Annotated in this window: 27 protein-coding genes, 1 tRNA gene and 1 pseudogene; 14 read left to right on the top strand and 15 right to left on the bottom strand. The window is 57.8% G+C overall.

Features of this window, described 5'->3' with window-relative positions; all coding sequences use genetic code 11:
• The first annotated feature begins 40 nt into the window (after window positions 1–40).
• The 3 genes from aguB (at window position 41) to EJA70_RS08755 (ending at window position 2,490) form a co-directional block, all read left to right on the top strand.
• Entirely contained in the window at window positions 41–919 is an 879-nt protein-coding gene (aguB, locus tag EJA70_RS08765; protein ID WP_158830495.1) for an N-carbamoylputrescine amidase, read from the top strand.
• Window positions 920–924: 5 nt separating this feature from the next.
• Window positions 925–2,031 (top strand): agmatine deiminase, encoded by a 1,107-nt coding sequence (gene aguA, locus EJA70_RS08760; protein ID WP_158830494.1) that lies wholly within the window; start codon window positions 925–927, stop codon window positions 2,029–2,031.
• A 246-nt stretch (window positions 2,032–2,277) separates the two neighbouring features.
• Window positions 2,278–2,490 (top strand): hypothetical protein, encoded by a 213-nt coding sequence (locus tag EJA70_RS08755; protein ID WP_008080512.1) that lies wholly within the window; start codon window positions 2,278–2,280, stop codon window positions 2,488–2,490.
• 151 nt (window positions 2,491–2,641) lie between these two features.
• Here EJA70_RS08755 and EJA70_RS08750 read toward each other — a convergent pair whose 3' ends face one another.
• The gene (locus EJA70_RS08750; RefSeq protein WP_158830493.1) at window positions 2,642–4,741 is read right to left on the bottom strand and encodes a TonB-dependent siderophore receptor; all 2,100 of its coding nucleotides are present in this window, start codon (window positions 4,739–4,741) and stop codon (window positions 2,642–2,644) included.
• Window positions 4,742–5,004: 263 nt separating this feature from the next.
• Here EJA70_RS08750 and EJA70_RS08745 point away from each other — a divergent pair, with 263 nt between their 5' ends.
• From EJA70_RS08745 to EJA70_RS08720, 6 genes are all read left to right on the top strand, one after another.
• Window positions 5,005–5,673, top strand: coding sequence for a DsbA family protein (locus tag EJA70_RS08745; protein WP_158830492.1), 669 nt, complete (start codon window positions 5,005–5,007; stop codon window positions 5,671–5,673).
• Window positions 5,674–5,968: 295 nt separating this feature from the next.
• Window positions 5,969–7,273, top strand: coding sequence for an OprD family porin (locus EJA70_RS08740; protein ID WP_158830491.1), 1,305 nt, complete (start codon window positions 5,969–5,971; stop codon window positions 7,271–7,273).
• A 231-nt stretch (window positions 7,274–7,504) separates the two neighbouring features.
• Window positions 7,505–8,251 (top strand): 2OG-Fe dioxygenase family protein, encoded by a 747-nt coding sequence (locus EJA70_RS08735; RefSeq protein ID WP_008080516.1) that lies wholly within the window; start codon window positions 7,505–7,507, stop codon window positions 8,249–8,251.
• A gap of 79 nt (window positions 8,252–8,330) precedes the next feature.
• Window positions 8,331–8,708 (top strand): GNAT family N-acetyltransferase, encoded by a 378-nt coding sequence (locus EJA70_RS08730; RefSeq protein ID WP_008080517.1) that lies wholly within the window; start codon window positions 8,331–8,333, stop codon window positions 8,706–8,708.
• The gene (locus EJA70_RS08725) at window positions 8,705–9,421 is read left to right on the top strand and encodes an AzlC family ABC transporter permease (protein ID WP_008080518.1); all 717 of its coding nucleotides are present in this window, start codon (window positions 8,705–8,707) and stop codon (window positions 9,419–9,421) included. The genes EJA70_RS08730 and EJA70_RS08725 overlap by 4 nt, the downstream gene beginning before the upstream one ends.
• Window positions 9,400–9,717, top strand: coding sequence for an AzlD domain-containing protein (locus tag EJA70_RS08720; protein ID WP_007952614.1), 318 nt, complete (start codon window positions 9,400–9,402; stop codon window positions 9,715–9,717). Before EJA70_RS08725 ends, EJA70_RS08720 begins: the two co-directional genes overlap by 22 nt.
• On the opposite strand, the gene EJA70_RS08715 is transcribed toward EJA70_RS08720, so the two are convergent.
• On the bottom strand, window positions 9,634–10,560 hold the full coding sequence (locus EJA70_RS08715; RefSeq protein ID WP_008080520.1) for a LysR family transcriptional regulator: 927 nt from the start codon (window positions 10,558–10,560) through the stop codon (window positions 9,634–9,636). The two genes, EJA70_RS08720 and EJA70_RS08715, sit on opposite strands and share 84 nt — an antisense overlap.
• A 364-nt stretch (window positions 10,561–10,924) precedes the next feature.
• On the opposite strand from EJA70_RS08715, the gene EJA70_RS08710 reads away from it, so the two are divergent.
• The 3 genes from EJA70_RS08710 to EJA70_RS08700 all read left to right on the top strand — a co-directional run bounded on the left by EJA70_RS08710 (window position 10,925) and on the right by EJA70_RS08700 (window position 12,504).
• Window positions 10,925–11,137 carry a hypothetical protein gene (locus EJA70_RS08710; protein WP_158830490.1) on the top strand — a complete coding sequence of 71 codons (213 nt, stop codon included), beginning with the start codon at window positions 10,925–10,927 and terminating at the stop codon, window positions 11,135–11,137.
• 282 nt (window positions 11,138–11,419) lie between these two features.
• Window positions 11,420–11,827: an MbcA/ParS/Xre antitoxin family protein gene (locus EJA70_RS08705; protein ID WP_158830489.1), complete on the top strand. Its 408-nt coding sequence runs from the start codon at window positions 11,420–11,422 to the stop codon at window positions 11,825–11,827.
• A gap of 11 nt (window positions 11,828–11,838) precedes the next feature.
• Window positions 11,839–12,504, top strand: coding sequence for an RES family NAD+ phosphorylase (locus EJA70_RS08700; RefSeq protein WP_158830488.1), 666 nt, complete (start codon window positions 11,839–11,841; stop codon window positions 12,502–12,504).
• Window positions 12,505–12,547: 43 nt separating this feature from the next.
• On the opposite strand, the gene EJA70_RS08695 is transcribed toward EJA70_RS08700, so the two are convergent.
• A complete protein-coding gene (locus EJA70_RS08695; RefSeq protein ID WP_158830487.1) occupies window positions 12,548–12,829 on the bottom strand; it encodes a DUF3077 domain-containing protein in 282 nt (93 codons plus the stop codon).
• 472 nt (window positions 12,830–13,301) lie between these two features.
• Here EJA70_RS08695 and EJA70_RS08690 point away from each other — a divergent pair.
• A pseudogene (locus EJA70_RS08690) lies at window positions 13,302–13,412 on the top strand (transcriptional regulator); the annotation flags it as partial.
• 324 nt (window positions 13,413–13,736) lie between these two features.
• Here EJA70_RS08690 and EJA70_RS08685 read toward each other — a convergent pair.
• From EJA70_RS08685 to EJA70_RS08655, 7 genes are all read right to left on the bottom strand, one after another.
• A tRNA-Thr gene (locus EJA70_RS08685) sits at window positions 13,737–13,812 on the bottom strand.
• Window positions 13,813–13,887: 75 nt separating this feature from the next.
• Window positions 13,888–14,724, bottom strand: coding sequence for an FkbM family methyltransferase (locus EJA70_RS08680; protein WP_158830486.1), 837 nt, complete (start codon window positions 14,722–14,724; stop codon window positions 13,888–13,890).
• A gap of 345 nt (window positions 14,725–15,069) precedes the next feature.
• The gene (locus EJA70_RS08675) at window positions 15,070–16,305 is read right to left on the bottom strand and encodes a methyltransferase (RefSeq protein ID WP_158830485.1); all 1,236 of its coding nucleotides are present in this window, start codon (window positions 16,303–16,305) and stop codon (window positions 15,070–15,072) included.
• Window positions 16,286–16,975 carry an ABC transporter permease gene (locus tag EJA70_RS08670; RefSeq protein WP_064388941.1) on the bottom strand — a complete coding sequence of 230 codons (690 nt, stop codon included), beginning with the start codon at window positions 16,973–16,975 and terminating at the stop codon, window positions 16,286–16,288. The genes EJA70_RS08675 and EJA70_RS08670 overlap by 20 nt, the downstream gene beginning before the upstream one ends.
• On the bottom strand, window positions 16,975–17,667 hold the full coding sequence (locus EJA70_RS08665) for an ABC transporter permease (RefSeq protein ID WP_007909165.1): 693 nt from the start codon (window positions 17,665–17,667) through the stop codon (window positions 16,975–16,977). Before EJA70_RS08665 ends, EJA70_RS08670 begins: the two co-directional genes overlap by 1 nt.
• A gap of 78 nt (window positions 17,668–17,745) precedes the next feature.
• The gene (locus EJA70_RS08660; protein ID WP_008080539.1) at window positions 17,746–18,495 is read right to left on the bottom strand and encodes an ABC transporter substrate-binding protein; all 750 of its coding nucleotides are present in this window, start codon (window positions 18,493–18,495) and stop codon (window positions 17,746–17,748) included.
• Between the two features lie 13 nt (window positions 18,496–18,508).
• Window positions 18,509–19,282, bottom strand: a complete 774-nt coding sequence (locus tag EJA70_RS08655; RefSeq protein WP_158830484.1) for an ABC transporter ATP-binding protein — start codon at window positions 19,280–19,282, stop codon at window positions 18,509–18,511.
• Window positions 19,283–19,836: 554 nt separating this feature from the next.
• Here EJA70_RS08655 and gabP point away from each other — a divergent pair.
• The gene (gene gabP / locus EJA70_RS08650) at window positions 19,837–21,228 is read left to right on the top strand and encodes a GABA permease (RefSeq protein ID WP_008080541.1); all 1,392 of its coding nucleotides are present in this window, start codon (window positions 19,837–19,839) and stop codon (window positions 21,226–21,228) included.
• Window positions 21,229–21,298: 70 nt separating this feature from the next.
• Here the strand turns inward: gabP and vapC are convergent, their stop codons facing one another.
• The 5 genes from vapC to EJA70_RS08625 form a co-directional block, all read right to left on the bottom strand.
• Complete coding sequence (vapC, locus tag EJA70_RS08645; RefSeq protein ID WP_158830483.1) at window positions 21,299–21,706, bottom strand: tRNA(fMet)-specific endonuclease VapC; 408 nt, start codon at window positions 21,704–21,706, stop codon at window positions 21,299–21,301.
• Complete coding sequence (vapB, locus tag EJA70_RS08640; RefSeq protein ID WP_158830482.1) at window positions 21,706–21,936, bottom strand: type II toxin-antitoxin system VapB family antitoxin; 231 nt, start codon at window positions 21,934–21,936, stop codon at window positions 21,706–21,708. Before vapB ends, vapC begins: the two co-directional genes overlap by 1 nt.
• A gap of 163 nt (window positions 21,937–22,099) precedes the next feature.
• On the bottom strand, window positions 22,100–22,552 hold the full coding sequence (locus tag EJA70_RS08635; protein ID WP_158830481.1) for a hypothetical protein: 453 nt from the start codon (window positions 22,550–22,552) through the stop codon (window positions 22,100–22,102).
• Between the two features lie 6 nt (window positions 22,553–22,558).
• A complete protein-coding gene (locus EJA70_RS08630; RefSeq protein ID WP_008080543.1) occupies window positions 22,559–22,972 on the bottom strand; it encodes a hypothetical protein in 414 nt (137 codons plus the stop codon).
• A 28-nt stretch (window positions 22,973–23,000) separates the two neighbouring features.
• Window positions 23,001–23,975: an alpha/beta fold hydrolase gene (locus tag EJA70_RS08625; RefSeq protein ID WP_158830480.1), complete on the bottom strand. Its 975-nt coding sequence runs from the start codon at window positions 23,973–23,975 to the stop codon at window positions 23,001–23,003.
• Window positions 23,976–23,995: the final 20 nt, after the last annotated feature.

Here is a 23,995-nt window from a genome sequence, read left to right as displayed (position 1 = left end):
CGAATTGTCGACCGTCAAAGCACTTGCCCGGAGATGATTCATGAGCCGTATCGTTACCGTTGCCGCCACTCAGATGGCCTGTTCGTGGGATCTGGAAGCCAACCTCGAAATCGCTGAAAGGCTGGTGCGCGAAGCCGCCGCGAAAGGCGCGCAGATCATCCTGATTCAGGAGCTGTTCGAGGCGCCGTACTTCTGCCAGAAGCCGAACCCGGACTACCTGCAACTGGCGACGACGGTGGAAGACAACGTCGCGATCAAGCATTTCCAGAAAGTCGCCAAGGAACTGCAAGTGGTGCTGCCGATCAGCTTCTACGAACTGGCCGGCCGCGCGCGTTTCAACAGCATCGCGATCATCGATGCCGACGGCAGCAACCTCGGGATTTATCGTAAAAGCCACATCCCGGATGGCCCGGGCTATCACGAGAAGTATTACTTCAACCCGGGCGACACCGGTTTCAAAGTGTGGAACACCCGTTACGCGAAAATCGGCGTGGGCATCTGCTGGGATCAGTGGTTCCCGGAAGCCGCGCGGAGCATGGCCCTGCAAGGCGCGGAAATCCTCTTCTATCCAACGGCAATTGGCAGCGAACCGCACGACAAGAGCATCTCCTCGCGCGACCACTGGCAGCGTGTGCAACAGGGCCATGCCGGCGCCAACCTGATGCCGCTGATTGCCAGCAACCGCATCGGCAACGAAGAACAGGACGGCTACGACATCACCTTCTACGGCTCTTCGTTCATCGCCAACCAGTTCGGCGAAAAAGTGCAGGAGCTGAATAAAACCGAAGAAGGTATTCTTGTGCACACTTTCAACCTCGACGAGCTCGAACATATTCGCAGCGCGTGGGGTTCATTCCGTGACCGCCGTCCGAACCTGTACGGTGCGTTGAAAACCCTCGACGGTTCCCTGGAGTCCTGATCCCGATGACCACATTGAAAAGTACCCCGCGCGCCGACGGCTTTCACATGCCGGCCGAGTGGGCGCCGCAAACGCAGACCTGGATGATCTGGCCCGAGCGCCCGGACAACTGGCGTCTGGGTGGCAAACCGGCGCAAGCCGCACACGCAGCGGTGGCCAAGGCCATTGCGCGTTTTGAACCGGTGACTGTTGCCGTGTCCGCCGGCCAATACGAAAACGCCCGTGCACGCCTCGACGTGCCGAATATCCGCGTGGTCGAGATGTCCAGCGATGACGCCTGGGTACGCGACAGCGGCCCGACCTTCGTCATCAACAACAACGGTGAAGTGCGCGGTGTGAACTGGGATTTCAACGCCTGGGGCGGTTTCGACGGCGGCCTGTATTCGCCGTGGAATCGCGACTCGCAGGTCGGCGGCAAGATCCTCGAGATCGAGCGCAGCCCGCGTTATCGCACTGAAGGTTTTGTGCTCGAAGGCGGTTCGATTCACGTCGACGGTGAAGGCACGCTGATCACCACCGAAGAATGCCTGCTGAACCGCAATCGCAACCCGCACCTGGGCCGCGAAGAGATCGAAGCAGTGCTCAGCGCCAATCTGTCTGTGGATAAAATCATCTGGCTGCCGGACGGTTTGTTCAACGACGAAACCGACGGCCATGTGGATAACTTCTGCTGCTACGTGCGTCCGGGTGAAGTGCTGCTGGCGTGGACCGACGATCCGCAGGATCCGAACTACCCGCGCTGCCAGGCTGCGATGAAAGTCCTGCAAAGCAGCACCGACGCCAAGGGTCGCCCATTCACGGTGCACAAAATGCCGATTCCGGGGCCGCTGTACGCGACCGAAGAAGAGTGCGCCGGGGTCGATCCGGTGGACGGCACGCAAGAGCGCAATCCGTCCGTGCGCCTGGCCGGTTCCTACGTGAACTTCCTGATCGTCAATGGCGGCATCATCGCGCCGAGCTTCGACGATCCGATGGACGCTCCGGCGAAAGAAATTCTGCAGAAGCTGTTCCCGCAGCACGAAGTGGTGCTGGTGCCGGGCCGCGAACTGTTACTGGGTGGCGGCAATATCCACTGCCTTACCCAGCAGCAGCCCGCGCCGCACAAAGAGTGAGTTGAGTCGTAACAGCTTGAGTTGATTAATAAATCAGTCGGGCAATGATTAGCTCGCTATGCATCAACCGAGGCCCGCACTCCGACAGGATGGCGGGCTTCTTTGTATCCACTTGTCGACAACAGAGAAACATTGGCATAGCTCTTGTATTCATCACCCGTGCACTAGGGAGGGGGAAGAACTTCAACAGTTCTGTCATAAACCTTGGATAACGTAGCCGCTCATGAACGGGGAGAGAGCGCTGAAATGAACGCCGAAGTGAACGTAGTCAGCGAGCGGACGTTGCATCCCATGGCCGTAAATGGCGAATCGCTGCAGATTGTCGCGCACTGGTTGAAGTCCAATGGAACGCGTCAGATCAGGGAACCTGATCCGCGCCGGATGATGATCGAGCGTTACCCCGCTGGCCTGTTCAGCGAGGCCGAACTGGAAGCGTTATGGGCTGTGATGGAAGGATAAGAACAACAACAGGGATTGGTAAAAGCGCTGCCGGGATGGCGGCGCTTTTTTATGCACGAAAGAAAAGATCGCAGCCTGCGGCAGCTCCTGCATTGAGATGTACATTTCCCTGTAGGAGCTGCCGCAGGCTGCGATCTTTTGATCTTGTTTCTTAAAAGCTATAAGTCCCGGTCATCACGACGCTACGCGGCGCACCCGGCTGAATCTGATACTGGCTGGTCGCCGACGCATAGTAATCACGGTCGGTGATGTTGTTCAGCGCCGCCCGCAAATCCCAATCCTTCATCCGGTAGCCCAGCAACGCATCCCAGCGGCCATAGCCCGGCAATACGGTAGTGTTGGCGTTGTCGGCATAACGCTGTCCAACCAGGGTCAGACCGGTTTCGCCGTACCAGCCCATTTCCGGTTTCCAGGTCAGGAACAGGCTGCCGTTATGCTTGGCGACGTTGTTGATGCGTTTGCCTTCCAGGCCATTGTTGTCCTTCTCGATGGTCGCATCCTGCACGCCGACGCCACCGCGCATGTACCAGTTGCCGACGATGTTGCCGGTCGCGGTCAACTCGATCCCGCGAGAGCGTTGCAGGCCCGACAATACGGTCAGGGTCGGGTCGTTGGGATCGGTGGTACGACGGTTGTAGAGTTCCAGGTCATAGATCGCCAGCGTGGTGCTGAGACGGTCATCGAGCCAGTCGCTCTTCACGCCGATTTCTTTTTGCTTGGTCAGCTCGGGACTGAGGTCGTTGCTGTTGCCGGCCGCGCCCGGGGTGATGCCGATCAGGCCACCGCCGACGGGCGAGAAGGTCTTCGACCAAGAGGCGTAGAACGAGTGATTCTGCAGCGGCGTCCAGACCAGGCCCACGCGCGGGCTGGTGCTGTGGCTGTCGCGATCTTCGGAGATGTTGCGCAGCTTGTTGGTCGACTCGATGTCGAAGGTGTCGTAACGCAGACCGCCGAGCAGTTGCCATTGATCGTTCAGGCGCAGCTGGTCCTGCACGTACACCGCGCGACTTTCGACTTCGGTATGGCTGCTGCTGGAAACCTGCATGCTGCCGGTGTGGCGCAGGTCGCGATTGGGGCTGTAAAGGTCGAGCGACGGCACGGGGCGTGCGCCCGGGGTTCTGCCGGTGGCGGCGTTGTACAGCGTCGGGTCGCGGCGCTGACTGCCGGTTTCAACGCCGGTGAGCAGGCGATGCTCGAGGCCGAACGTATCGAAACCACCTTCCAGTTCGAGGTTGTTGTAGATGTTGCGAGTGGTCAGATCCTGCTGCCAGTGCTGGCGCGTAACCTGGCGGGTGGCCGGGGTGAAACCGGTCAGGTAAGTGTTGTCGAAATCGCTGTCGAGCTTGAACACGCCGAGGGTCTGGCGCAGCTGCCAGTTGTCGTTGATTTCGTAAGTGAGTTTCGAGCGCAGCGACTGCGACTTGTCATCGATAAAGTCGTGATCGTTGCCATAGGTCGTGTCGCGACCGACATCCGCCGGGCGCCCGTTGACGCCGGGAATGCCGCGATCCGGGGTGCGGTTGTAACGGCTGTATTCGTACTGCACCAGCCAGTTCAGATCCGGCGTCAATTGCCAGCTCATCGAGGGCGCGAACAGTTGGCGATTGCCGCTGACGCCGTCGCGGAAGCTGTTTTCATCCATGTTGCCCATGTTCAGGCGCAGGCTGATGTTGTCGCTCGGGTCGGTGCTGAGGTCTGCGTAAAGGCTGCGCAAATCTTCGCTGCCGCCCTGGGCTTCGATGGTCGAGCGACGGCCGGCTTCCGGCGTCTTGCTGACGCGGTTGACGATCCCGCCCTGACTGCCACGGCCGTACAACACGGCGGCCGGCCCCTTGAGCACTTCGACGCGCTCGATATTGTGCAGGTCGCGCTTGTATTGGCTGTCGTCGCGGATGCCGTCCAGATAGAAGTCGTTGCTGGCGTCGAAGCCACGGATGCGCAGGCTGTCGAAGCGGGTGTCGGCGCTGCTGCTGACGTTGGGCATGCCGCTCAGAGCGTCGGCGATATCGTTGGTGCCGTAGTCGGCGACGTTCGACGTCTTGATCGAGTCAATGGCCTGCGGCACATAACGTACCGGCGTCGAAGTGCGGGTCGCGGTGTTGCTGACTTTTACCCGTGGATCATCGGTTTCGGTTTCGGCAGCGCTGATCGATGTCTCGGGCAATGTTGTAGGAGCAGCGTAGGAAAAACCGGCAGACAGCAGGGCAGAAAGGCCAACGCTGTAGGACGTAAGGCGAAAGGGGGCAGGCATTGAAGAAAACATCCGTAGGATTTTTAGGCTGTAGCGTGTAGGGGTGCGGATGATAATGCTTGCTATTTACTTCCGTTAATTATTCTTGAGAAGTTCCCCTGTGTGATTGTTTCAATTTGTGTCGATGTTGATACAAGCTGGCCGAGCAGACCATTCGCCCGATCCACGAAACAGACTGAAAGTCGTTTCGAGGTTTTTCCGTTTCGGCTGGAGGCATAGTCTCCCGGCATCAATTTTTGCCTGTTGGCTGCCGGAGATGACTGATGATCCTTCACTACATTTACGACCCGTTGTGCGGCTGGTGTTACGGCGCCAAACCGTTGGTGCAGGCTGCGCAAAACGTGCTGCCAGTGGTTGCGCATGCCGGCGGGATGATGAGCGGCGCCAATCGCCAGCGTGTTTCGCCGCAGCTGCGCAATTACGTAATTCCCCACGACCGCCGTATCGCCGAATTCTCCGGGCAGCCATTTGGCGAGACGTATTTCGAAGGTTTGCTGCGAGATCATTCGGCCGTCTTCGACTCGACGCCGCCGATTGCTGCGGTCATGGCGGCCGAATCCATCGACGGTGGCGGTGTGCAGATGCTTGGTCGATTGCAGACTGCGCACTATGTGGAAGGGCGGCGAATTGCCGATTCAACAGTGCTGCTGGAATTGGCGGTCGAGAGGGGTTATGCACAGGAGGACTTCCACATTGCCTTTGAATCCGTCGACACCGAGGCGCACATAAAAGCCAGTCGCCAGTTGCTGGCACAACTGGGCGGCCAGGGTTTTCCTACGTTCGCCCTGGAGCAAGACGGGCAATTCAAACTAGTCGACATCAGTCCCTGGCTGGGAAAGCCGCAACCTTTCGCGGACTGGCTGAAACAATCGATCAGCGTCGATGAGGCCGGTGCGACCGCTGCGCTTTGCGGGCTCGAAGGATGCGCTTGAGGGCACTGTATTCACTGGTTGCAGGCATTTCCGTGCAAGGAGTCAGCGCAAAATTTACGTTTCTTAGACGATTTTCGCCTATTTAAAGACGATTCTTGAAATTGACACATAGTTCAGGGCGCGGCTACGATTCCGCCCAACGCCTGTGGCCAACCGCCATGACTCAAAATAATAAGAAGGCCCGCCACGGTATTGTCGTGGGCGGGTCTTTTTGTTTCGGGATGAAAAAAGAGTGCAATAGCGCCGTTTCAGCCGTTCGACACAGCGCGTTTCAACCCGTAATAAGGAAAACAAAATGTTGAACAAGCGAATCAGCCTGATCGCTCTGGGGATGTTGAGCGCCACACAGGCCATGGCTAACGACCAGGCCGAGTCCAAGGGTTTTCAAGAAGACAGCAGCCTCAAAGTGCTGCTGCGCAACGCCTACATCAACCGTGATTACAAAGACGGTAACGACGACAAAGCCGAGTGGGGCCAAGCGGCCATCGGCACGTTCTCGTCCGGCTTCACCCAGGGCACCATCGGTGTCGGCGTGGATGCCTTCGGTCTGTACGCACTGCGTCTGGATGGCGGCAAAGGCCGCAGCGGCGCCGGTGGTATCGACTTCTTCAAGCAAGACAACGGCAACGTTGCCGGCCAGCACGGCGATGCTGCCAACGATCTGGCCAAGGCTGGCGCAGCGGTCAAATTCCGCTTCTCCAACACCGTGCTGACGTACGGCGACCAGATGCCGGCACTGCCGGTGCTGAACTACGACAACTCGCGTCTGTTGCCGGAAAGCTACACCGGTACTTTGATCACTTCCCGTGAGATCAAGGGCCTGGAACTGAACGCCGGCCGATTCACTGCCGAATCGCGCAAGAGCGATGAAGGCCGTGACAGCGGTGGTCTGAAGTCGATCAACGTGTTGGGCGGTAGCTACCAGTTCACTGAACACTTCAAAGGCGCGTTGTACGCTTCCGACGTTGAAGACGTATTGAAGAAACAATACGTGAACGCCAACTACGTGTTGCCGTTCAACAAGGATCAATCGCTGACCCTGGACTTCAACGGCTACCGCACCAAGCTGGACAACTCCTATGTCCGCGAAAACGGTGTGACCGGCGACGACAACAAGATCTGGAGCCTGGCAGCCACTTTCGCCACTGGCCCGCACTCGTTCACCGTGGCGCACCAGCGCTCCACCGGCGACAGCAACCTGGGCTACGCCTACGGCGGCTACCAGAAAGATCAAAACCGTGTCGGCGATGGCGGCAACACCATCTACCTGGCCAACTCCTACTGGTCGGACTTCAACGCTGAAGACGAACGCAGCTGGCAGTTGGGCTACGGCCTCGACTTCGGCGCATTCGGCGTACCGGGCCTGAGCTACAACTTCGCTTACGTGCGTGGCGACAACATCACCACCTCCACCAGCACCGGTGGCTCCGAGCGCGAGATCTTCAACCAGTTCAAGTACGTCGTGCAAAGTGGCCCGGCCAAAGACCTCAGCGTGAAACTGCGCAGCTCGATCCTGCGCGTGTCGCAGAAATCCAGCGAGTACAACGTGGGCGGCAACGAAGTGCGTGTATTCGTGGATTACCCGATCAACATCTTCTGATGCCCGATCCGGTGTAAGAAACGTGAAAAAACTCCGACTGGTTCGGAGTTTTTTTTCGACGGTTTTTCGATGAAAACCGGAAAAAACCCGAGTTTTTGTCATGTAAAAGTTGTTTTTAAGTCGCTTCAATCACCGTTTCAAACAGGGCTTTAAATGCCTCAAATTCTTTCTCATGGACGCAAATTCTCCACCTAATAGATTAGGCCGCTCAACGCAGCGGAGAATTTGGTAATGATCGTTTTGAACAGAGAAGTGGGCGAATCGCTACGGCGCGACAAATATGTCAACGTCCAGGGTGGTGACTTCAATCTCTACGGTCATTTTGCCGACTTCGTCAGACTGACCAAAAGTTGGGAAAACATGGAGCCTGACAGCTACTACGGTCAGGCCGAAGCCGGCATGCGTTACCGTCGTTACAGCGACTTTGAATACAACCCGAAAACCCGCGAGCTGACGCAACTCGAGCATCGCGCGTACGTGCAATCGAAAGAGAACAACGCCTACGTTGGCGGCCTGGTACGACACTTCCAGGACTTCTCCGATGAAGTGATTTCTTCGCCGGTAATGCGCAGCCTGATCGACACCGATTTCGAAGTGTACAAAAGCGTGTTGCCGGAAGAGCTGCACGATGAAATCTGGCAGTGCCAGATCCATCAGATCCGCATCGAGATCAAACCCGGCAAACAACTGGAAATCACCCCTGAAGGCATTCACTGCGACGGTTACCCGTTCAGCGGCGTGCATTTCTGGGGCCGCAATAACGTAGAGGGTGCGGAGAGTCGTCTGTACGACATCCACGAGCATCAACTGGCGTCGACCACTTACGAGGAAATTCTCGACACCACTTACTTCCTCGACCGCGACATGCGCCACTACGTGACCCCAGCGCGCAACAGCCACACCCATGCCATGGCGTATCGGCAGATTCTGGCGATTTCCTTCTCGCGGCCCGGGACCGCTTTCGACATTGTTCGCTAATCAGATCACCCCAATCGATGGCGTCGAGTGCTCGACGCCGGTGGTGCTGCGACGCGCCACGGCCAAGGATGCGCAGCGCATGGAGCGCTTCTTCCGCCAGTTCGACGAAGTGTCCTTCTGCGAATGGCAGGACGCCAAGTGCCTGCGCGGCGTGTTGATCCAGAAAACCACGACGGCCTATCTCGCCTTCGACGTCGCCGGCGAAATCGTCGGCGCGGTGCTCGGTGGCATGCTCGGCAGTCGCGGCACCATCAATCATCTGGCCGTCAGCCCGCGCTATCGCAGCCAAGGTGTAGGTCAACGTCTGGTTGAAGCAGCGTCGTCCGACATGAAGCGTGTCGGCGTGTTGCGGATGTTTCTGTTCGTCGACGATGCTAACCTCGCGGGCAAGCGTTTTTGGACTGCCCAGGGTTTTTGCGAGCCCCACGGTGAACGGACTTTTGAGAGGGATCTATGAATGAAAGGTCCGGCAGTGCGCCGCTGATGGTCACCCATCAGCCGTCGCGCACGTTTGCCGAAGCCAGCCCGGTGGTCGCCGGCTACTTCACGGTGTCATTCGTGTTCGGGCTGATGGCCGTCAACGCCGGGTTGCCGATGTGGCTGCCGGTAGCGATGTGCTTGTTCGTGTATGCCGGCGCATCACAATTCGCCGCGCTGGCGCTGATCTCCAGCGGTGCATCGCTGACCACCATTGTGCTGACCACGTTTCTGATCAACGCGCGGCACATGCTGATGTCGGTGTACATGGCCAAGGCCCTGCGTGCACTCGGTTTGAGTCGCATGGAACGTTGGGCATACGCCGGTGGCCTGACTGATGAATCCTTCGCCTTCCACAGCGTCAAGCTCGGCACGGGCGCACCAGTCAACGTGCGCTATCTGATCGGCTTCAACCTGTTCTGCCACACCTCGTGGGTGCTCGGCGGATTGCTCGGCGCAGTTTGCGCACAGTACGCGGCGCACCTGATCAAATATCAGCTCGACTACGCACTGACGGCGATGATGCTCTACGTGCTGGTGTCGCTGTGCAACACGCGCAACAAACTCATCGCCGCCGGGGCCGCAGTGATTTGCATGGGCGCACTGAGCCTGGTCGGCAGCTCGCCATTCAACGTTTTCATCGCCACGTTTGTGGGCTGCGGAGTGGGTGTATGCCTGACCAAACGTTCCTGATTCTGGTGGTCGCGCTGATGATGGCCGTGACCTTCCTGCCACGCGCCTTGCCATTGCAAGTGAATACCGAGCACTGGCCGCCGTTTGTTGCGCGGGCGCTGGAATACTTGCCGGTGGCGATCGTCGCTGCGATCAGCCTGACTCCCTTGTTGATCAAGGATCAGCACATACAGCTCGATCGCCCGGAATTCTATGCCGCGATTCCGACGTTGCTATGTGCGTATTTCAGCAAAAACCTCTTTCTCAGTGTGGCGGTTGGGACGGCTGCGTACATTGCGCTCGGCTCGTTCATGTAGCGGTAGATCGACGACGTCACTCAACGCCTGGCTCGACAACTCCGGATTGTTCACCGCCAGGCGTACCTCGAGGAAATCCTCGAAACCGGGGAAAATCGTCAGGCCGTTCTTCTGCGCGGCCTCACGCGAAACCATGCCGACCGCGTCCATTTGCGTGATCAGCGACAGCGTCAACGTTTCACTGCACGAATAGACCATGCGCTGGCCGTTCTCGTGATTGCCCAGCCCAGCGTCGAGAAAACGCAAAAAACTGTGGGAATAAGGACAATCTTCCGCAGGACGCACCTGAAACTTGTTGCCCAGCAACGTCAGCGGATCGTTTTCCTGCCCGCAATGCGCGCCGACCACCTGCACCTGAACATCCGGCAAGACAATGCTCGGCAACCCCGGCCGCTGCGGGCCGATCAGCACCGCAAGGTCAAAGTCTTCGTTCTTCAGCTTACTGAGGTTTTCCATCGACTCGGCATAACTGAACTCCATCTGGTAATCGGGAAACACCTCGATCAGGCGCCCGATCATTCGCCGATTGAAATCAGGCGACAACGTGTTGTTCAACGCCACCTTCAACGTACGTTGGCCCGGCACCTTCAGCGCCTCGACCTTTTCTTCCATCTGTCGCGTGGCAATCAGCACTTTGTCCATATACGGCGTCAGCTCGGTGCCTTGCGGCGTCAGCGTCAGCCCTTTGTTGGAACGACGAAACAAGCGGAAACCGAACTGCTCTTCGACCTTGTTCAACTGCGCGGCCAGCGCCTGCACAGTCAGGCACGAATGCTCGGCTGCGGCCGACAACGAGCCGGTCTGCACGATGCGCATGAGGTTGCGTAAGGTTCTGCTATCCATGGGTAATGCCCTCTAAAGTGGGCTGGGTATTGTTGTTTACGAGACCGCCGGTCCGGCGGCCATATGCTGGGTATATTCCTGCACCTGAGCATAGTTGTCGCGGGTTTAGTAGCGAATTGATGTCCCTGCCGATGGCTGGAGGCTGACACAGGATCGGGGTTTTTGGGGGGATGGGGGTGATGGGGGTCAAAAAAAGTGCGTGGTTTTGGTGCGTGGGGGTGATTTTTCACGGGGAAATGGCTGACAACGTTAGTGGTTTTGGCCTGCGAAATACGTGGATGCGTCCTAGGCGAACTTGCGACCGAGCTGATAGCGGCGACTTGTTAAAGCAGTTGAAGTGGCAGCGTCGAGACATCGAGCCTATGTGGCTGCGGATCTGAATGAGGTGAGCGAAGTGATTGCATCACAAGAAGCGGTTGATCTGGACTGCCCAAATGGCACCCGGCGGCACCAGGTTATTGAGATTCGAGAGCGGCCTTCCGTTGCACGAATCCCTACGGATAAGACAGCTCAAGCGATGTTGGAAGCACTGAATATTCTGCAGCGGTTTGAGTCGGTCGACGGAATGCTCAAATAATTGAGGCAATAAAAAACCGACATCGCTGTCGGTCTTTTTTTACTCCCCAAATAGGGAAAGAGGTCTCACCCGGGCACTGATCCTCAGGTCATCAGTGGGGTTCCTAACGCCGACTATCGCCACCTGATGGCAGTCGGTTTCGCGCTCTTGGGCCGATTCTCGGCATCGCGAGTAAAACTGTCAATCCGGAGCTAGGTCATTGTTACTACGCTTGCGAATCAGATTTATAGATTGGTTCATATCTGTACTAGTATCAAAGCAAGCCAAATCAGGAGAGGCGCAATGACTACCTCATCCCAAGCCCTCACTCCACGCGAACAACTCGACGCCCCCGAAGCTGGTCGCGTTGCGCTGAAGTTCTTCTTCAACCTCATGGAGCGCTGGGGCTGCAGCGCTGAGCAGCAACGCACATTGCTGGGCGGTGTAGGTAACACCACGTTCTATAAATACAAACACCTGCCGAACATACGTCTGCCTAACGATACCCTTGAGCGCATCTCTTATTTGATGGGCATTCACAAGGCGTTGAGCATCATCTTCAGCAACAGCCGTGAGCGCGCGTACACATGGGTCAGTAGTCCGAACACGGCGGCGCCGTTCAATGGGCAAACGGCGCTGGATTACATGCTCGCCGGACGCGTGGTCGATATCGCCGATGTGCGTCGTTACCTCGATGGGGTGCGCGGTTGAAGGCGCCAGAGATGGTTGATGTGGCGTGGCCGAGAGCCTATCGGATCGTCAACAGCAGCTTCCCGCCGATCACGTTGTTCGAAGACGTGCTCGATCCCGAAGATCTGGAAGTTGCCTACGCAATTGAAGCGCTGACCAATGATCGTCTGATCGAGCAGGCCGGGGTTCTCGCCCGCGTGAGACCGGAAGATCGACTCTCTGGCCCCGGTTCGACTCCGGTGATGGCTGCGTTTACCCACATCGGCAAACGCAGTCGTTTCTGCGACGGCACTTTCGGCGTTTACTACGCTGCGAGCAGCCAGGCTGCTGCCATCGCTGAGACCTGTTATCACCAGGAGCGATTTCTTGCGGCGACTCAGGAAGCGGATCTTGAGTTGACCATGCGCACTTACGTTAATCGGGTGGTTAAACCGCTGCACGATATCCGCCACGATCACCCCGAGTTGCACAATCCAGATCCCGAGGCTTATGGGCCGTCTCAGGTTTTCGCCCGACAACTACGCGAAACCGAGTCGTGGGGACTGCTTTACAACAGCGTTCGCCTGCCGGGCCATGAATGCATCGCCGCGTTCCGGCCGCCTGCGGTGTCGATTCCGAAGCAGGGTAAGCATTTGCGCTATGTGTGGAGTGCGACTCAGCAGAAGATTTCGTTTGTGCTTGAAATCAGTCAGGTCTGAAACGCAAAAAGCCCTCGCATCAGCGAGGGCCTTACACCGGTGTTTACATCAACGGCTTGTCCGACGGCGCATCCATCACTTTCACTACATCATCGATCAGCGCTTTGCTTAACTCCTGCAGATACTGCGAGGCATAAGCGTGAAGATCAGGGTCCCGCGAGATTGAAGTGTCCGCAGTGAGCAAACGTGAGATGTGAAGCAAGTGGGATGCGTGGGAAAGGGCGACGATTACCGGCACGCCACGGTTGGTGCGGAACATCGCTTGATTGGATTGAAATGAAAAGTGGGTGAGGCCAAGGGTTTTCAGATCTTGAGAGTGGGTCATTTCGCTTCACCTGCCGTTCGAGATGGGCGGTGTGAAGTGACCGATGTTGTTGACGGATCAATGGCTTTCATTTGTGAACTCCCTGTATCAAATGAGAGCTGCCATTCGTTCTCAGGCGAAAAGGTGGCAGCTATGCGCAGGCTGAGAAACCGGAGATACAGGACCCGGCAGACGCGAAGGTCTCCCACGCACAGCCGCCATTACACGTGAACGCTGACACTGAAAAAGCGTCGGCAATCGTGGTTTGTGGCGCTGGTGCGCCTGCATCTTACGCGGGTTCTCAGGCCCGGTCGCTGAATTGGCAGCGACGGGTTTGACGGTAGCTTGAGGAAGAGCCGATGCACAATCGTGGCCAGTAGTGGCTTTGCTTGGCTTCTCGTTACAACAAATTTCTCAGGATTTCGCGCCATGCGTTTTGTCAGTGACGACATGTCCTTGGCCTTTTCTAAGCAACAAAACGAGGAGATCAGCGATGGTCGTTGAATTGGAGCAATTCCAGCAGGACTTACTGGAGTCTGTACGTCAGATGAAGGCCGGTGAGGCCGCGCGCGTAATGCCGATGCCGTTCTCTGCGGCGGAGGAACAAAGCGTCGAGGCATCAAGCACTCTTGGACTGGGAAACCAGGTTGCCATTGACTCCGCCGGTTCAGTGCGCTGAGAAATGCTACTCATGCAATTACACTTTTTTATGGGCACGCCATAATTATTGCCAGTTCATAATTGGGCATAACATCAGAAATTCGGGCATTTTGGGCAAAAGCTGTGCTTTGGGGGAGAAGGGCTTCTGGCGATTAGATCGACGTGTGGGAGGAGGGGCGCTATTTCTACTGAAGCTGAAATGCAGCTAAAAATATAAACACCCACAAACAACAAAGCCCCTGCATTTCTGCAGGGGCTTCGTTTTGTATGGTGCCGGCACCAGGAGTCGAACCCGGGACCTACTGATTACAAGTCAGTTGCTCTACCAACTGAGCTATACCGGCGTGTGGGCGACGATTATAGCGACTGGATAATTTCTGTAAACCCCTGAATTCAGACTATTTTTGCATCTCTGTAAATCAAGCCTTTCTCAGTACATTTCGCAGCGTTCGCACTGCCTTCACAGTCCGGCTGTTTTGCAGGGCAAACAACTGCGCTTCGGCCTGTTCGGCGCGGTGCAGGGCGGTGGCGAGTTGTTGGGCGGTGTCGAGTTCGCCGGGGCTCGGGGGGTGGGCGAGGGCGTGGCCTTGGCACAGCCGGAAATTGTCGAGATTGCACGGCGGGAGGTCGAAGGCCGGCTTGATGCTCAGGTGTTCTTCAGCCAGGAACCACGTGTTGAGGCCATCGAACAGGACCGACTGGTAGCCAGCGTCGGTGACCAGGTGTTCCCAAGTGTGATCGCGCAGCCATGGGGTTTCGATGACGATGATCCATGGGCGGAAGCGGCTGAAGTCCATGCCGCGCAGGACGGTTTCTTCGTGGCCTTCGACGTCTATCTTCAAAAAATGTATTGGCCGATCGGCAGCATATTGTTCGCAGATGGAGGTCAGTGTGCGGGCTTCGACGGTGAGGCTGCGCACGTTCATGCCGAGGTCTTTGCGTTGCTGGGCGACGGCTGGGTCCGCGGTGGAGAGGCCGGTGCCGGGGATGCCGTAGAAGGTGATTTCGCCAGGTTGGTCGCTGGCGACGCATTGCACGGTGGCATCGCGCGGGCGTTGCTGGCACAGCGCGTCGTAGTAATCCTGCATCGGCTCGACGTTGACGCCGTGCCAGCCGTGATCGTAGAAGGCTTTGGTGACCGAGTCGTGGCTCGGGTCATTGGCGCCGACATCGATGTAGAAACCGTGTTCGAACTGCTTGAGTGCGCGCCACAGGCGGACGTCTTCAAAGTTCTGTGCATAAGAAATGAACGTCACGATCGCTTCCTGTCGGTCAGATTTTTCTTGTTTGAATGTGCGCTGCCGGCGCGCTGCGTACCTGTATAGCAAGGGTTACATGGCGCTGCAATTATTCGCTCGGCGAAGCTGATTTTCGGCGGTTATGTCGTTTTGATTGGCGGCTTATGCACAACTGAGTAGCCCGAATACGCGCTTAGGCCAGTTTTTGTGGACGCGTTCTCATTTTGTTCGCAAATCCCTGTTTTATTGGTTTTTTCTTTATGTGAACAAAAAATGACCAGAGCTGTTTCAGCGCCGAAACAGGCGTGGATATTGGATCCGAGCAAAATCCATCAACAGAGTTATCCACAGGCTGGCGGTGGTTTATTCGCGTTCGGCCAACAATAGGAAATTGCGCGGCGTCAGCGCTGATTCGCAGAAAGTGCCGAGGCGTACGACGTATCCCTGTTCAGCGAGGAAAAGTGCCCGATCGAGGCTCAGCCAAAGCTCTAGCGGTCGTCGGAATAATCCGCGCAGCAATTCCAGATTGCGCACTTCGGCCAATCGTTGCCAACCGGCTGATTCCAATGCTGCCCAATCAGGCGTGCCAACTGTGGATAACTCTTTTAGATCGGCCAGATCGTGGCAGTAATCGTCAAAGGATTTATCCAGCCATGCGCTGGGCAACGATGGCGTGGGCAAATACTCGTCGACGCCGCGCACTTGCCGTTGCAGCAGGTCGAAAGCGAGGCGACGGGCCATCGAGGTGTCGCGCTGACGTCGGACGCGTGCACCGGCGGTAACGGTTTCACTCATCGGCAGCGCTAGATCTTCCAGCGAGAGCTGTAGGAGCGATCCCGAACCGGACGAAGACAAAGCCTGATATTCGCTACGACTGATGCGGTTGTAGCAGCAGGGCGCAATCGCCATTTGCTGGCAACCTGCGGCACTGGCCAATTGCATCAAACGCACATGCAGATCACCGCAGGCGTGAAGAGCGACGGGCGTTTGAGTCGCGCTCAATACGGCAGAGGCGTCCGCCGCCAGTACGTCCTGCTGCACATGCAAAGCGTGCAGATGATGGCGCTGACTCAACGCTTGTCCGCTCGCGACCAATTGAGGATCATATTCAACGCAAGTCAGTTGCTGCTCCGAGCCCAACAAGCGGCGCCCCAAATGCCCCTTGCCCGAACACCAATCCAGCCAGTGCGTCGGCTGCGAAGCGAAGGACAAACGACTGGCAAACGCCTCGATCTGCTGCCACTTGCGCCCCGGCACATCGACATTCAACCGATGCCCCGCAGCGTCCAGCGTATGCCCCGGCAGTTCACCCACCGCGCTCAACTCAGCCGACAACGCGGCCAGTGAAGCAAACGGCTCCGGCGCATCAACAAGATCAGCAGGTTGGTTGTGAGCGTTTTCCGCGTCTTCCAGCGACCGCCCGCGCAGCCACAAGGCCAGTTCCGGGTAGGACGCTTCCCAAGCAAGCGAAAGATGTGTGAACGGTCGAGGTTTCCACAGCGCTTGATGCTCAATCAAAAAAGCATCCAGCGCCGTGAAGCGGGCGAGTAAGTCCTCGCCCGTCAGCACGTAGGAAGAATCAACGCCCTTGGCAGGCATCGACGCGCAGCCAGCGCTCCAGCAGCTTGAAGCCGCGGACCAGCACGTAAGCCATCAGCAGATAGAACACGCCCGCCGCGAAAAAGATTTCCACCGGCAGATAGGTGCGGGCAATGATCGTGCGCGCCATGCCGGTCAGTTCCAGCAAGGTCACGGTACTGGCCAGCGCACTGGCCTTGAGCATCAGGATCACTTCGTTGCTGTAGGCCGGCAGGCCGATACGCGCGGCACGCGGGAGGATGATGTAGAACATCGCTTTCGGCTTGGACATGCCCAAGGCCCGCGCCGCTTCGATCTCGCCCGGCGGAATCGCCTGAATCGCCCCGCGCAGAATCTCGGCGATATACGCCGCGGTGTGCAGGGTCATGGTCACGGTCGCACACCAGAACGGATCGCGCAGGTACGGCCACAATGCGCTTTGACGCACCGCGTCGAACTGCGCCAGGCCGTAATAAACCAGGAACAGCTGAACCAGCAACGGCGTGCCACGGAAAAAGAAGATGTAGGCGTAAGGCAGCGAACGCACGTACCAGAGCTTGGAGGAGCGGGCGATGCCCAGCGGAATTGCCAGCAGCAGGCCCGCGATTACCGCGATGGCTACCAGCTCCAGGGTCAGGGTCGCGCCCTGCGCCAGTTTCGGCAGCCACTTGATGATGACTTCCCAGTTCATTAAGCGCTCCTCGCAAAGCCGCGAGCGGCGCGTTTTTCCAGGAAGTGCATGCCGGTCATCGCCAGCACGGTCAGGCCCAGGTACATGATCGCGGCGACCATATAGAAGGTGAACGGTTGTTTCGACACGGTCACGCCGATTTGCGCGTGACGCATGATTTCTTCCAGGCCAATCACCGAGACCAGCGCGGTGTCTTTCATCAGGATCATGAACAGATTGCCCAGGCCGGGCAGGGCGATACGCCACATTTGCGGCATGATCAGCCGGGTGAAAATCCGCCATTTCGACAGGCCCAGGGCCTGGCCGGCCTCACGGTGGCCTTTGGGAATGGCGAGGATCGCACCACGGAACACTTCCGTGGCGTAGGCGCCAAAGCACAGGCCCAGAGCGATCACACCGGCGGCGAAGGCGTTGAGTTGCAGGTCGGGGTTGCCGAAGAACTCACCGAGGGCGCGCATCAGGTTGACCGTACCGAAGTAGATCAACAGCACCCAGAGCAATTCCGGGACGCCACGCACGAGGGTCGAATAAGTGCCGCCAAGCCATTGCAGCGGCTTGTACGGGGAAGTCTTGGCCAAGGCGCCGAGCAGACCGAGCACCAATCCCAGGCACAGGGCCGTAAGGGCCAGTTGGACGGTCATCAGCGCGCCGGCAGCGAGGGCCGGGCCGAATCCGTAGAGGTCGATAATCATGGAGTTCTGTTCAAATTGCGGCAGGCAAAGTCGGGAGCCGGCGCCGTGCAATCACGGCGCCAGTCCCACAGGTCAGGATCAGTAGATGCTGAACGGGAAGTACTTGTCGTTGATCTTCTTGTAGGTACCGTCGGCGACGATTTCCTTCAGGGCAGCGTTCAACTTCTCACGCAGTGGATCGCCTTTACGCACAGCGATGCCGATCTTGTCGCTTTCTACGACCGGGTCACCTTTGAACTCGTAGTTCTTGCCAGCGTCGCTTTTCAGCCAGTCATAGTTGGCATACTTGTCGGCGAGGATCGCGTCGACACGACCGGAGGTCAGGTCGAGGTAGGCGTTTTCCTGGGTGTCGTAGAGGCTGACTTTGATGTCATCGGCGTAGGTGTCTTCCAGCCAGGTACCGGCCAGGGTTGCACGCTGAGTACCGATGGTCTTGCCTTTCAGCGAGTCCTTGTCGGTTTTGAAGTCGACGTTTTTCGGGGCGATGAACTGCAGCTTGTTCGAGTAGTACGGGTCGGTGAAGTCGACCGCGCCTTTGCGCTCGTCGGTGATCGACAGCGAGGAGATCAGGAAGTCGAACTTCTTCGCGTTCAGTGCCGGGATGATGCCGTCCCAATCGGAAGTGACTACGGTGCACTCGACTTTCATCTTCGCGCACAGGGCGTCGCCGATGTCTTTGTCGAAGCCGACCACGTTGCCGCTGGCGTCTTTGTTGTTGAATGGCGGGTAAGCCGCTTCGATGCCCATCTTCAGGGTTTCAGCCATGGCACCGGCGCTGAACGCGAGGGTGACAGCGGCGGCCAGGAAGACCTTCTTGAAATTCTGCATGCATGTTGCTCCGTTAGCGGTTGCTGGACATGAATTGTTTGCAGCGCGCCGAAAGCGGGTTTTCGAACACCTGCTGAGGCGATCCTTGCTCTTCTATTAGACCTTGGTGAAGGAACACCACTTCGCTGGAGACCTGACGGGCGAAGCCCATTTCGTGGGTCACGAGCAGCATGGTGCGGCCTTCTTCGGCCAATGCGCGGATAACACTAAGTACTTCCTGAACCATTTCCGGGTCAAGCGCCGAGGTGGGTTCGTCGAACAGGATCACCTTCGGTTGCATCGCCAGCGTGCGGGCAATCGCTGCGCGTTGCTGCTGGCCACCGGACAATTGCGCCGGGTAGGCGTGGCGTTTGTCGGCGATGCCGACCTTGGCCAGCAGCGCTTCGGCGACTTCGATCGCCTCGGCCTTGCTCTGGCCGAGCACGCGACGCGGCGCCTCGATGATGTTGTCGAGGATGCTCATGTGCGGCCACAGATTAAAGTTTTGAAACACAAAACCAATCTCGGAGCGCATGCGATTGATCTGCTTGCCGTCAGCGGCAACCAGTTCGCCATTCTTCGCCGGTTTCAGCTTGAGTTCTTCACCGGCCACCAGAATCTGGCCCTGGTGCGGGTTCTCCAGCAGGTTAATGCACCGCAGGAACGTGGACTTGCCGGAACCGGAAGAACCGAGGATCGAGATCACATCGCCGTCGCGGGCGGTCAGCGAGATGCCTTTGAGCACCTCAAGCTGTCCGTAGCGTTTGTGCAAGTTGCGGATTTCAAGCGCGGGCGTGGCCTCAGCCATGTGCGTTCCTCATATATGTTGCGCTCCAGCTGTTGGATGGCCTTCCTGGCGAGGCGGCCAAGCTAGCATAGCGTTTCAATGGCAGCCAACAGCGCTGCGAGCGGTTAACGGGTGGCGTGTGGCAGGTTGTCGCATAGGCACAGCAGACTGTCGCCCCATCAACAACCGAACGGGTGTTTGATCGTGCAAACCCGCGGGTGTCGCGTAAAAAAAGGCGCGATGTTGCCAGCTTTGGCGGGGTGTTGGAAGCGCTATCCGGCCGAACGTTCCTGATTCGCCCTTTTATTGTGCATCCCACACTTTTTCAGTGTGTTTCTGGTGCGCTGATTCGTCTTGAAAGTGAGTCGCAGGGTAACGTTCTGGCGAATAGCCATTAATCTCAATGAGTTGCGATGAATGTCCGGTCGCACGCAAAGCCGCGATCCAGAAGACTTTGAAACATTTTGGCGCATTTATTGCGTGCAGAATCCGGAACGCCCTGTTGGTTTCTTTTTACGAGAAAGAACACGCCAGACAGGACGGACTGAATCGCATTCCTCGCAAAGGTAGTTTCGATGAGCAGTACCCCAAGCTCCAATGGCCTCGAACAGGGGCTCAAACCGCGTCATGTGACCATGTTGTCGATCGCCGGTGTAATCGGCGCCGGTCTGTTCGTTGGCTCCGGCCACGCCATCGCTGCTGCCGGCCCTGCTGTGCTGCTGGCTTATGCCGCCGCCGGTACCCTGGTGGTGTTGGTGATGCGCATGCTCGGCGAAATGGCTGTTGCCTCGCCGGACACCGGTTCGTTCTCGACATACGCCGACCGTGCCATCGGGCACTGGGCCGGTTTCACCATCGGCTGGCTGTACTGGTGGTTCTGGGTATTGGTGATTCCACTGGAAGCCAACGCCGCCGCGACCATCCTCCACGCTTGGTTCCCGGGCGTAGGCATTTGGGCTTTCGCGCTGATCATCACCATGCTGCTGACCGTCACCAACCTGTTCAGCGTGAAGAACTACGGTGAATTCGAATTCTGGTTTGCCCTGATCAAAGTGCTGGCGATCATCGGCTTCATCGCCCTCGGTCTTGCAGCGATCTTCGGCTACCTGCCGAACAGCCAGGTCAGCGGTGTGTCGCACCTGTTCGACAGCGGCGGCTTCCTGCCCAACGGCATGGGCGCGGTACTGGGTGCAATCCTGACTACCATGTTCTCCTTCATGGGTACCGAAATCGTGACCATCGCGGCCGCGGAATCGAAAAACCCGGGCAAGCAAATCTCCAAGGCCACCAACTCGGTGATCTGGCGGATCGGCTTGTTCTACCTTGTATCGATCTTCATCGTTGTAGCGCTGGTGCCTTGGAACGATCCTACGCTGGCCAACCTCGGTTCCTACCAGACCGTGCTTGAGCGCATGGGCATTCCTAACGCGAAAATGATCGTCGACATCGTCGTTCTGGTCGCAGTGACCAGCTGCCTGAACTCGGCGCTGTACACCTCGTCGCGCATGCTCTTCTCCCTCGGCAAGCGTGGCGATGCCCCGGCCATGTCGACCCGCACCAACAAAAGCGGCACGCCTTACTGGGCGGTGATGCTGTCCACCGGCGCAGCGTTCCTCTGCACTTTCGCCAACTACGTGGCCCCGGCCGCGGTGTTCGAATTCCTCCTGGCCAGCTCCGGCGCCATTGCCCTGCTGGTTTACCTGGTAATCGCCTTCTCGCAATTGCGCATGCGCAAACAACGCGTGGCGCGCGGCGAGAAAATCGAATTCAGCATGTGGCTGTTCCCGGGCCTGACCTACGCGGTGATCATCTTCATCGTCGCGGCCCTGACCATCATGTTGTTCCAGGAAGCGCATCGCGTGGAGATCCTCGCGACTGGTTTGCTGAGTCTGATGGTGGTGGCTGCCGGTCTGCTGGTGGCACGCCGTCGCAAGCTGGAAAAACGTGGCGCGGTGGTGTTGAACTGACCCGTAACGCGTAACGCAAAACGGCCGCTGTCAGTGATGACTAGCGGCCGTTTTTGTTTGTGAGCGTTGCTCAGTCGGGATGAACCCAATCCTCAATACGCAATCCGGATACACGTTCGAATTCCCGCACATTGTTCGTGACGACGATAAGTCCAAGTGAACGCGCGTGGCCTGCGATCATCTGGTCGTACGGCCCAATCGGTGTTCTGGCTTTCGCCAGTTCAGATCGAATCATCCCGGTCTGTGCTGCGGCGTCATTGTCGAAAGGCAAGACTTCCAATCGTGCAACGAATCCTTCGATAATTGCCAGATTTTTTTCTGGGGCCGCTGACTTCTCTGCTCCGTAGATGAGCTCCATGAGCGTGATTGCGCTGATGCACAGCTGCCCAGAATGTCGATTGAAAGCTTCCCGGACAAATTGTGGTTTGTTCTTGATAGTGAAGATGCAGATGTTGGTATCCAGCATGTATTTGATCATCAGAACGACTCGCGCTCCTGATCAGCAGGTTGCTCACGGTCAGCCATGAAATCAGCGGTGACATTGTCGCCATCAAACCAGCTGTCCCAGCTTTCTCCAGCAGGCGTAATGACGCGTGCTCTGCCAATCGCAATGACTTCTACTCGTTTAACGTCGCCGGGCATCGCAACTGCCTTTGGCAGTCGAACTGCCTGACTTCTGTTGCTCATGAAAATTGTGGTCTGTTCCATATTTGACCTCCCGGGTCTGATCTGTGATGGCCTCAGGATAGGTTGTGCTTGGGATATGTCAACGGGATATACAATGCTATCGGACAAAGGGTGACCAAACCATCCAAACAAAAACGGCCGCTGTCAGAGATGACTAGCGGCCGTTTTTATTTGTGAGCGATGTTTATTCGCTCTTGTCTTCCTGTGCTTCTACCGACTTGCCATAAGCATCCAGCGCAATCCCGAAATCGGTGATGAACTGTGGCTCGCTCAGCCAGGCCTGGGCTTCTTCGATCGTTACGCCTTCGGCCCACATGCGGTAGTCGATCAACATGTCGGCGGCCAGGTGGGTGGCGGCCATGCCTTCGTTGTCGGCGTTTTCCATGTCCAGCAGCTCTGGATGGTCAACGATGACGAACGCCAGTTCGCGCAGCAGCGTCAGCAGCATTTCGTTGCGGCTGATGGCTTCGGCGTCGCGCATTTTGCTGAACATCGCCAGGACGTATTCCGGTACCGGCTCGGCGAGGTGGTCGAGGTCTTCGTCCTGCTCCAGCGGCTTGCGGCCGACCATACGGATTTGTTTGGCTTTGGCCTTGGCGCGTTTGGCGCGTTTCTGTTGCTTGTTCAGGGATGCCATGGGAGCTCAGTTCTTCTGTTGGGTTTGCGCGGCGATCGCGTCGGACGCCGCCACATAGTCGGCCTGGAAGGCCGGGGATTCGATCCATGCCAAGGCGCCTGCCTCGTCGGTTTCCTGCGACCACTGGCGATACTCGATCAGCGCGGCGAGGATGAAATCCATCGCGCCTTCTTCGCCTTCCTGCTCGTAGACCAGCTCGAGCAGCGGGTCTTCGAGGAACGCGGTGCACAGGGCCTGCTGGCTGATCTTCTCGGCGTCGATCATTTTCTTGAACAGCTCGGTCAGATCCACCGATTCGAAGTCGATGCGGTCGTCGTTCGGATCCAGCTCGACCGGCGCTTCAGCGCGTTTGGTGCGGTTCTGCTTGGCCTTGGCTTTGGCCCGGGTGGCGCGTTTCTGCTGCTTGTTGGCGGAGGCCATGATGTGTTCCGTCGTGCGTTGAGAGGGCTCAGCTGCGCGGGACTTGCCGCCCGGGTGTGTCGGGGGCCAGTGCGCCGGTTTGCAGCCAGGTCAGAGCGATGGGCCATAGTGTGGCTTGGTATGCGCTGCGAAAAAAGGCGAAATGTCCGACTTGTTGTTCGCCGATGTCCTGCGGCTCGATGCGCAGGTGGGTTTTTGTCGCGTTGCTGAAGTAGCCGAGCAGGCGTTCGATGGCCGCAATTGTGCCGTAGGGATCGTCGCTGATGCTGATGGCCAGAGTTTGGGCGCGGACATTGGCGAAGGGCAGGGCGCCGCTTTTTTCCATCAATGCGCGACCGCTTGGGCGTCCTTCGAAACGTGCGGCAGGCGTGCTCCAGTCGCGCACGACGCCCGTTGGCGTGTCTTCCAGCCAGCCGAGGCGTTTGCCAGGGAAGTAGCCGCAGAACAGCGTTATCAGCGGCATCACGACATGCCATTTGCCGAACATGCGCCAGCGCTGCTCGGGTGCGTAATCTCGCCAGTAGGCGAACTGTGCGCCGACGGTGACCAACCGTCGGATAGCTCGCCCTGATTCGGACAAACCCGCCGCGCATCCGCCAAAACTGTGCCCGACCACATCAATGGGCTGGCCGGGAAACTCCCGTTGCGCACGCTTGAGCATCGCTTCGAAATCCAGCGCGCCCCAGTCGGTCCAAGAGGCGTTCAAGCCTTTGATCGAAGCATGTCGCGATTCGCCGATGCCACGGTAGTCGTAGGTCATCACGTCGAAACCATGGGCGAACAGATAAGCCGCGAAGCGCGAGTAATGACGACAGCGCACAGACGTAGCCGCGTTGATGATGACGACAGGGCGCTCGGCGTCGGGCAGGGAGTGGCACCAAGTGAAACCACCCAAAACAAAGCCGTCGGCAGCCGCTTCCTTGAAAGGCTCACCTTGCGTCGCAGCCAAAGTCGGCGACTTTGACTGCGTGTCCTGCATTGCGGGCATGTCTTGACAGCTCATGACAATCGACCTGGGCGGGT

The organism is Pseudomonas sp. PB103, from assembly GCF_009764635.1.
Lineage (GTDB): Bacteria > Pseudomonadota > Gammaproteobacteria > Pseudomonadales > Pseudomonadaceae > Aquipseudomonas.
The sequence above is the reverse complement of the archived record's forward strand: the minus strand, read 5'-3'. Positions and strand labels throughout refer to the sequence as shown.

Bases quoted from the DNA above. Each gene is read 5' to 3' on its own strand.
- aguB (WP_158830495.1), top strand. From the start codon at position 41: ATGAGCCGTATCGTTACCGTTGCCGCCACTCAGATGGCCTGTTCGTGG.
- aguA (WP_158830494.1), top strand. From the start codon at position 925: ATGACCACATTGAAAAGTACCCCGCGCGCCGACGGCTTTCACATGCCG.
- EJA70_RS08755 (WP_008080512.1), top strand. From the start codon at position 2,278: ATGAACGCCGAAGTGAACGTAGTCAGCGAGCGGACGTTGCATCCCATG.
- EJA70_RS08750 (WP_158830493.1), bottom strand. From the start codon at position 4,741: ATGCCTGCCCCCTTTCGCCTTACGTCCTACAGCGTTGGCCTTTCTGCC.
- EJA70_RS08745 (WP_158830492.1), top strand. From the start codon at position 5,005: ATGATCCTTCACTACATTTACGACCCGTTGTGCGGCTGGTGTTACGGC.
- EJA70_RS08740 (WP_158830491.1), top strand. From the start codon at position 5,969: ATGTTGAACAAGCGAATCAGCCTGATCGCTCTGGGGATGTTGAGCGCC.
- EJA70_RS08735 (WP_008080516.1), top strand. From the start codon at position 7,505: ATGATCGTTTTGAACAGAGAAGTGGGCGAATCGCTACGGCGCGACAAA.
- EJA70_RS08730 (WP_008080517.1), top strand. From the start codon at position 8,331: ATGGAGCGCTTCTTCCGCCAGTTCGACGAAGTGTCCTTCTGCGAATGG.
- EJA70_RS08725 (WP_008080518.1), top strand. From the start codon at position 8,705: ATGAATGAAAGGTCCGGCAGTGCGCCGCTGATGGTCACCCATCAGCCG.
- EJA70_RS08720 (WP_007952614.1), top strand. From the start codon at position 9,400: ATGCCTGACCAAACGTTCCTGATTCTGGTGGTCGCGCTGATGATGGCC.
- EJA70_RS08715 (WP_008080520.1), bottom strand. From the start codon at position 10,560: ATGGATAGCAGAACCTTACGCAACCTCATGCGCATCGTGCAGACCGGC.
- EJA70_RS08705 (WP_158830489.1), top strand. From the start codon at position 11,420: ATGACTACCTCATCCCAAGCCCTCACTCCACGCGAACAACTCGACGCC.
- EJA70_RS08700 (WP_158830488.1), top strand. From the start codon at position 11,839: ATGGTTGATGTGGCGTGGCCGAGAGCCTATCGGATCGTCAACAGCAGC.
- EJA70_RS08695 (WP_158830487.1), bottom strand. From the start codon at position 12,829: ATGACCCACTCTCAAGATCTGAAAACCCTTGGCCTCACCCACTTTTCA.
- EJA70_RS08675 (WP_158830485.1), bottom strand. From the start codon at position 16,305: ATGCCTGCCAAGGGCGTTGATTCTTCCTACGTGCTGACGGGCGAGGAC.
- EJA70_RS08670 (WP_064388941.1), bottom strand. From the start codon at position 16,975: ATGAACTGGGAAGTCATCATCAAGTGGCTGCCGAAACTGGCGCAGGGC.
- EJA70_RS08665 (WP_007909165.1), bottom strand. From the start codon at position 17,667: ATGATTATCGACCTCTACGGATTCGGCCCGGCCCTCGCTGCCGGCGCG.
- EJA70_RS08660 (WP_008080539.1), bottom strand. From the start codon at position 18,495: ATGCAGAATTTCAAGAAGGTCTTCCTGGCCGCCGCTGTCACCCTCGCG.
- EJA70_RS08655 (WP_158830484.1), bottom strand. From the start codon at position 19,282: ATGGCTGAGGCCACGCCCGCGCTTGAAATCCGCAACTTGCACAAACGC.
- gabP (WP_008080541.1), top strand. From the start codon at position 19,837: ATGAGCAGTACCCCAAGCTCCAATGGCCTCGAACAGGGGCTCAAACCG.
- vapC (WP_158830483.1), bottom strand. From the start codon at position 21,706: ATGATCAAATACATGCTGGATACCAACATCTGCATCTTCACTATCAAG.
- vapB (WP_158830482.1), bottom strand. From the start codon at position 21,936: ATGGAACAGACCACAATTTTCATGAGCAACAGAAGTCAGGCAGTTCGA.
- EJA70_RS08635 (WP_158830481.1), bottom strand. From the start codon at position 22,552: ATGGCATCCCTGAACAAGCAACAGAAACGCGCCAAACGCGCCAAGGCC.
- EJA70_RS08630 (WP_008080543.1), bottom strand. From the start codon at position 22,972: ATGGCCTCCGCCAACAAGCAGCAGAAACGCGCCACCCGGGCCAAAGCC.
- EJA70_RS08625 (WP_158830480.1), bottom strand. From the start codon at position 23,975: ATGAGCTGTCAAGACATGCCCGCAATGCAGGACACGCAGTCAAAGTCG.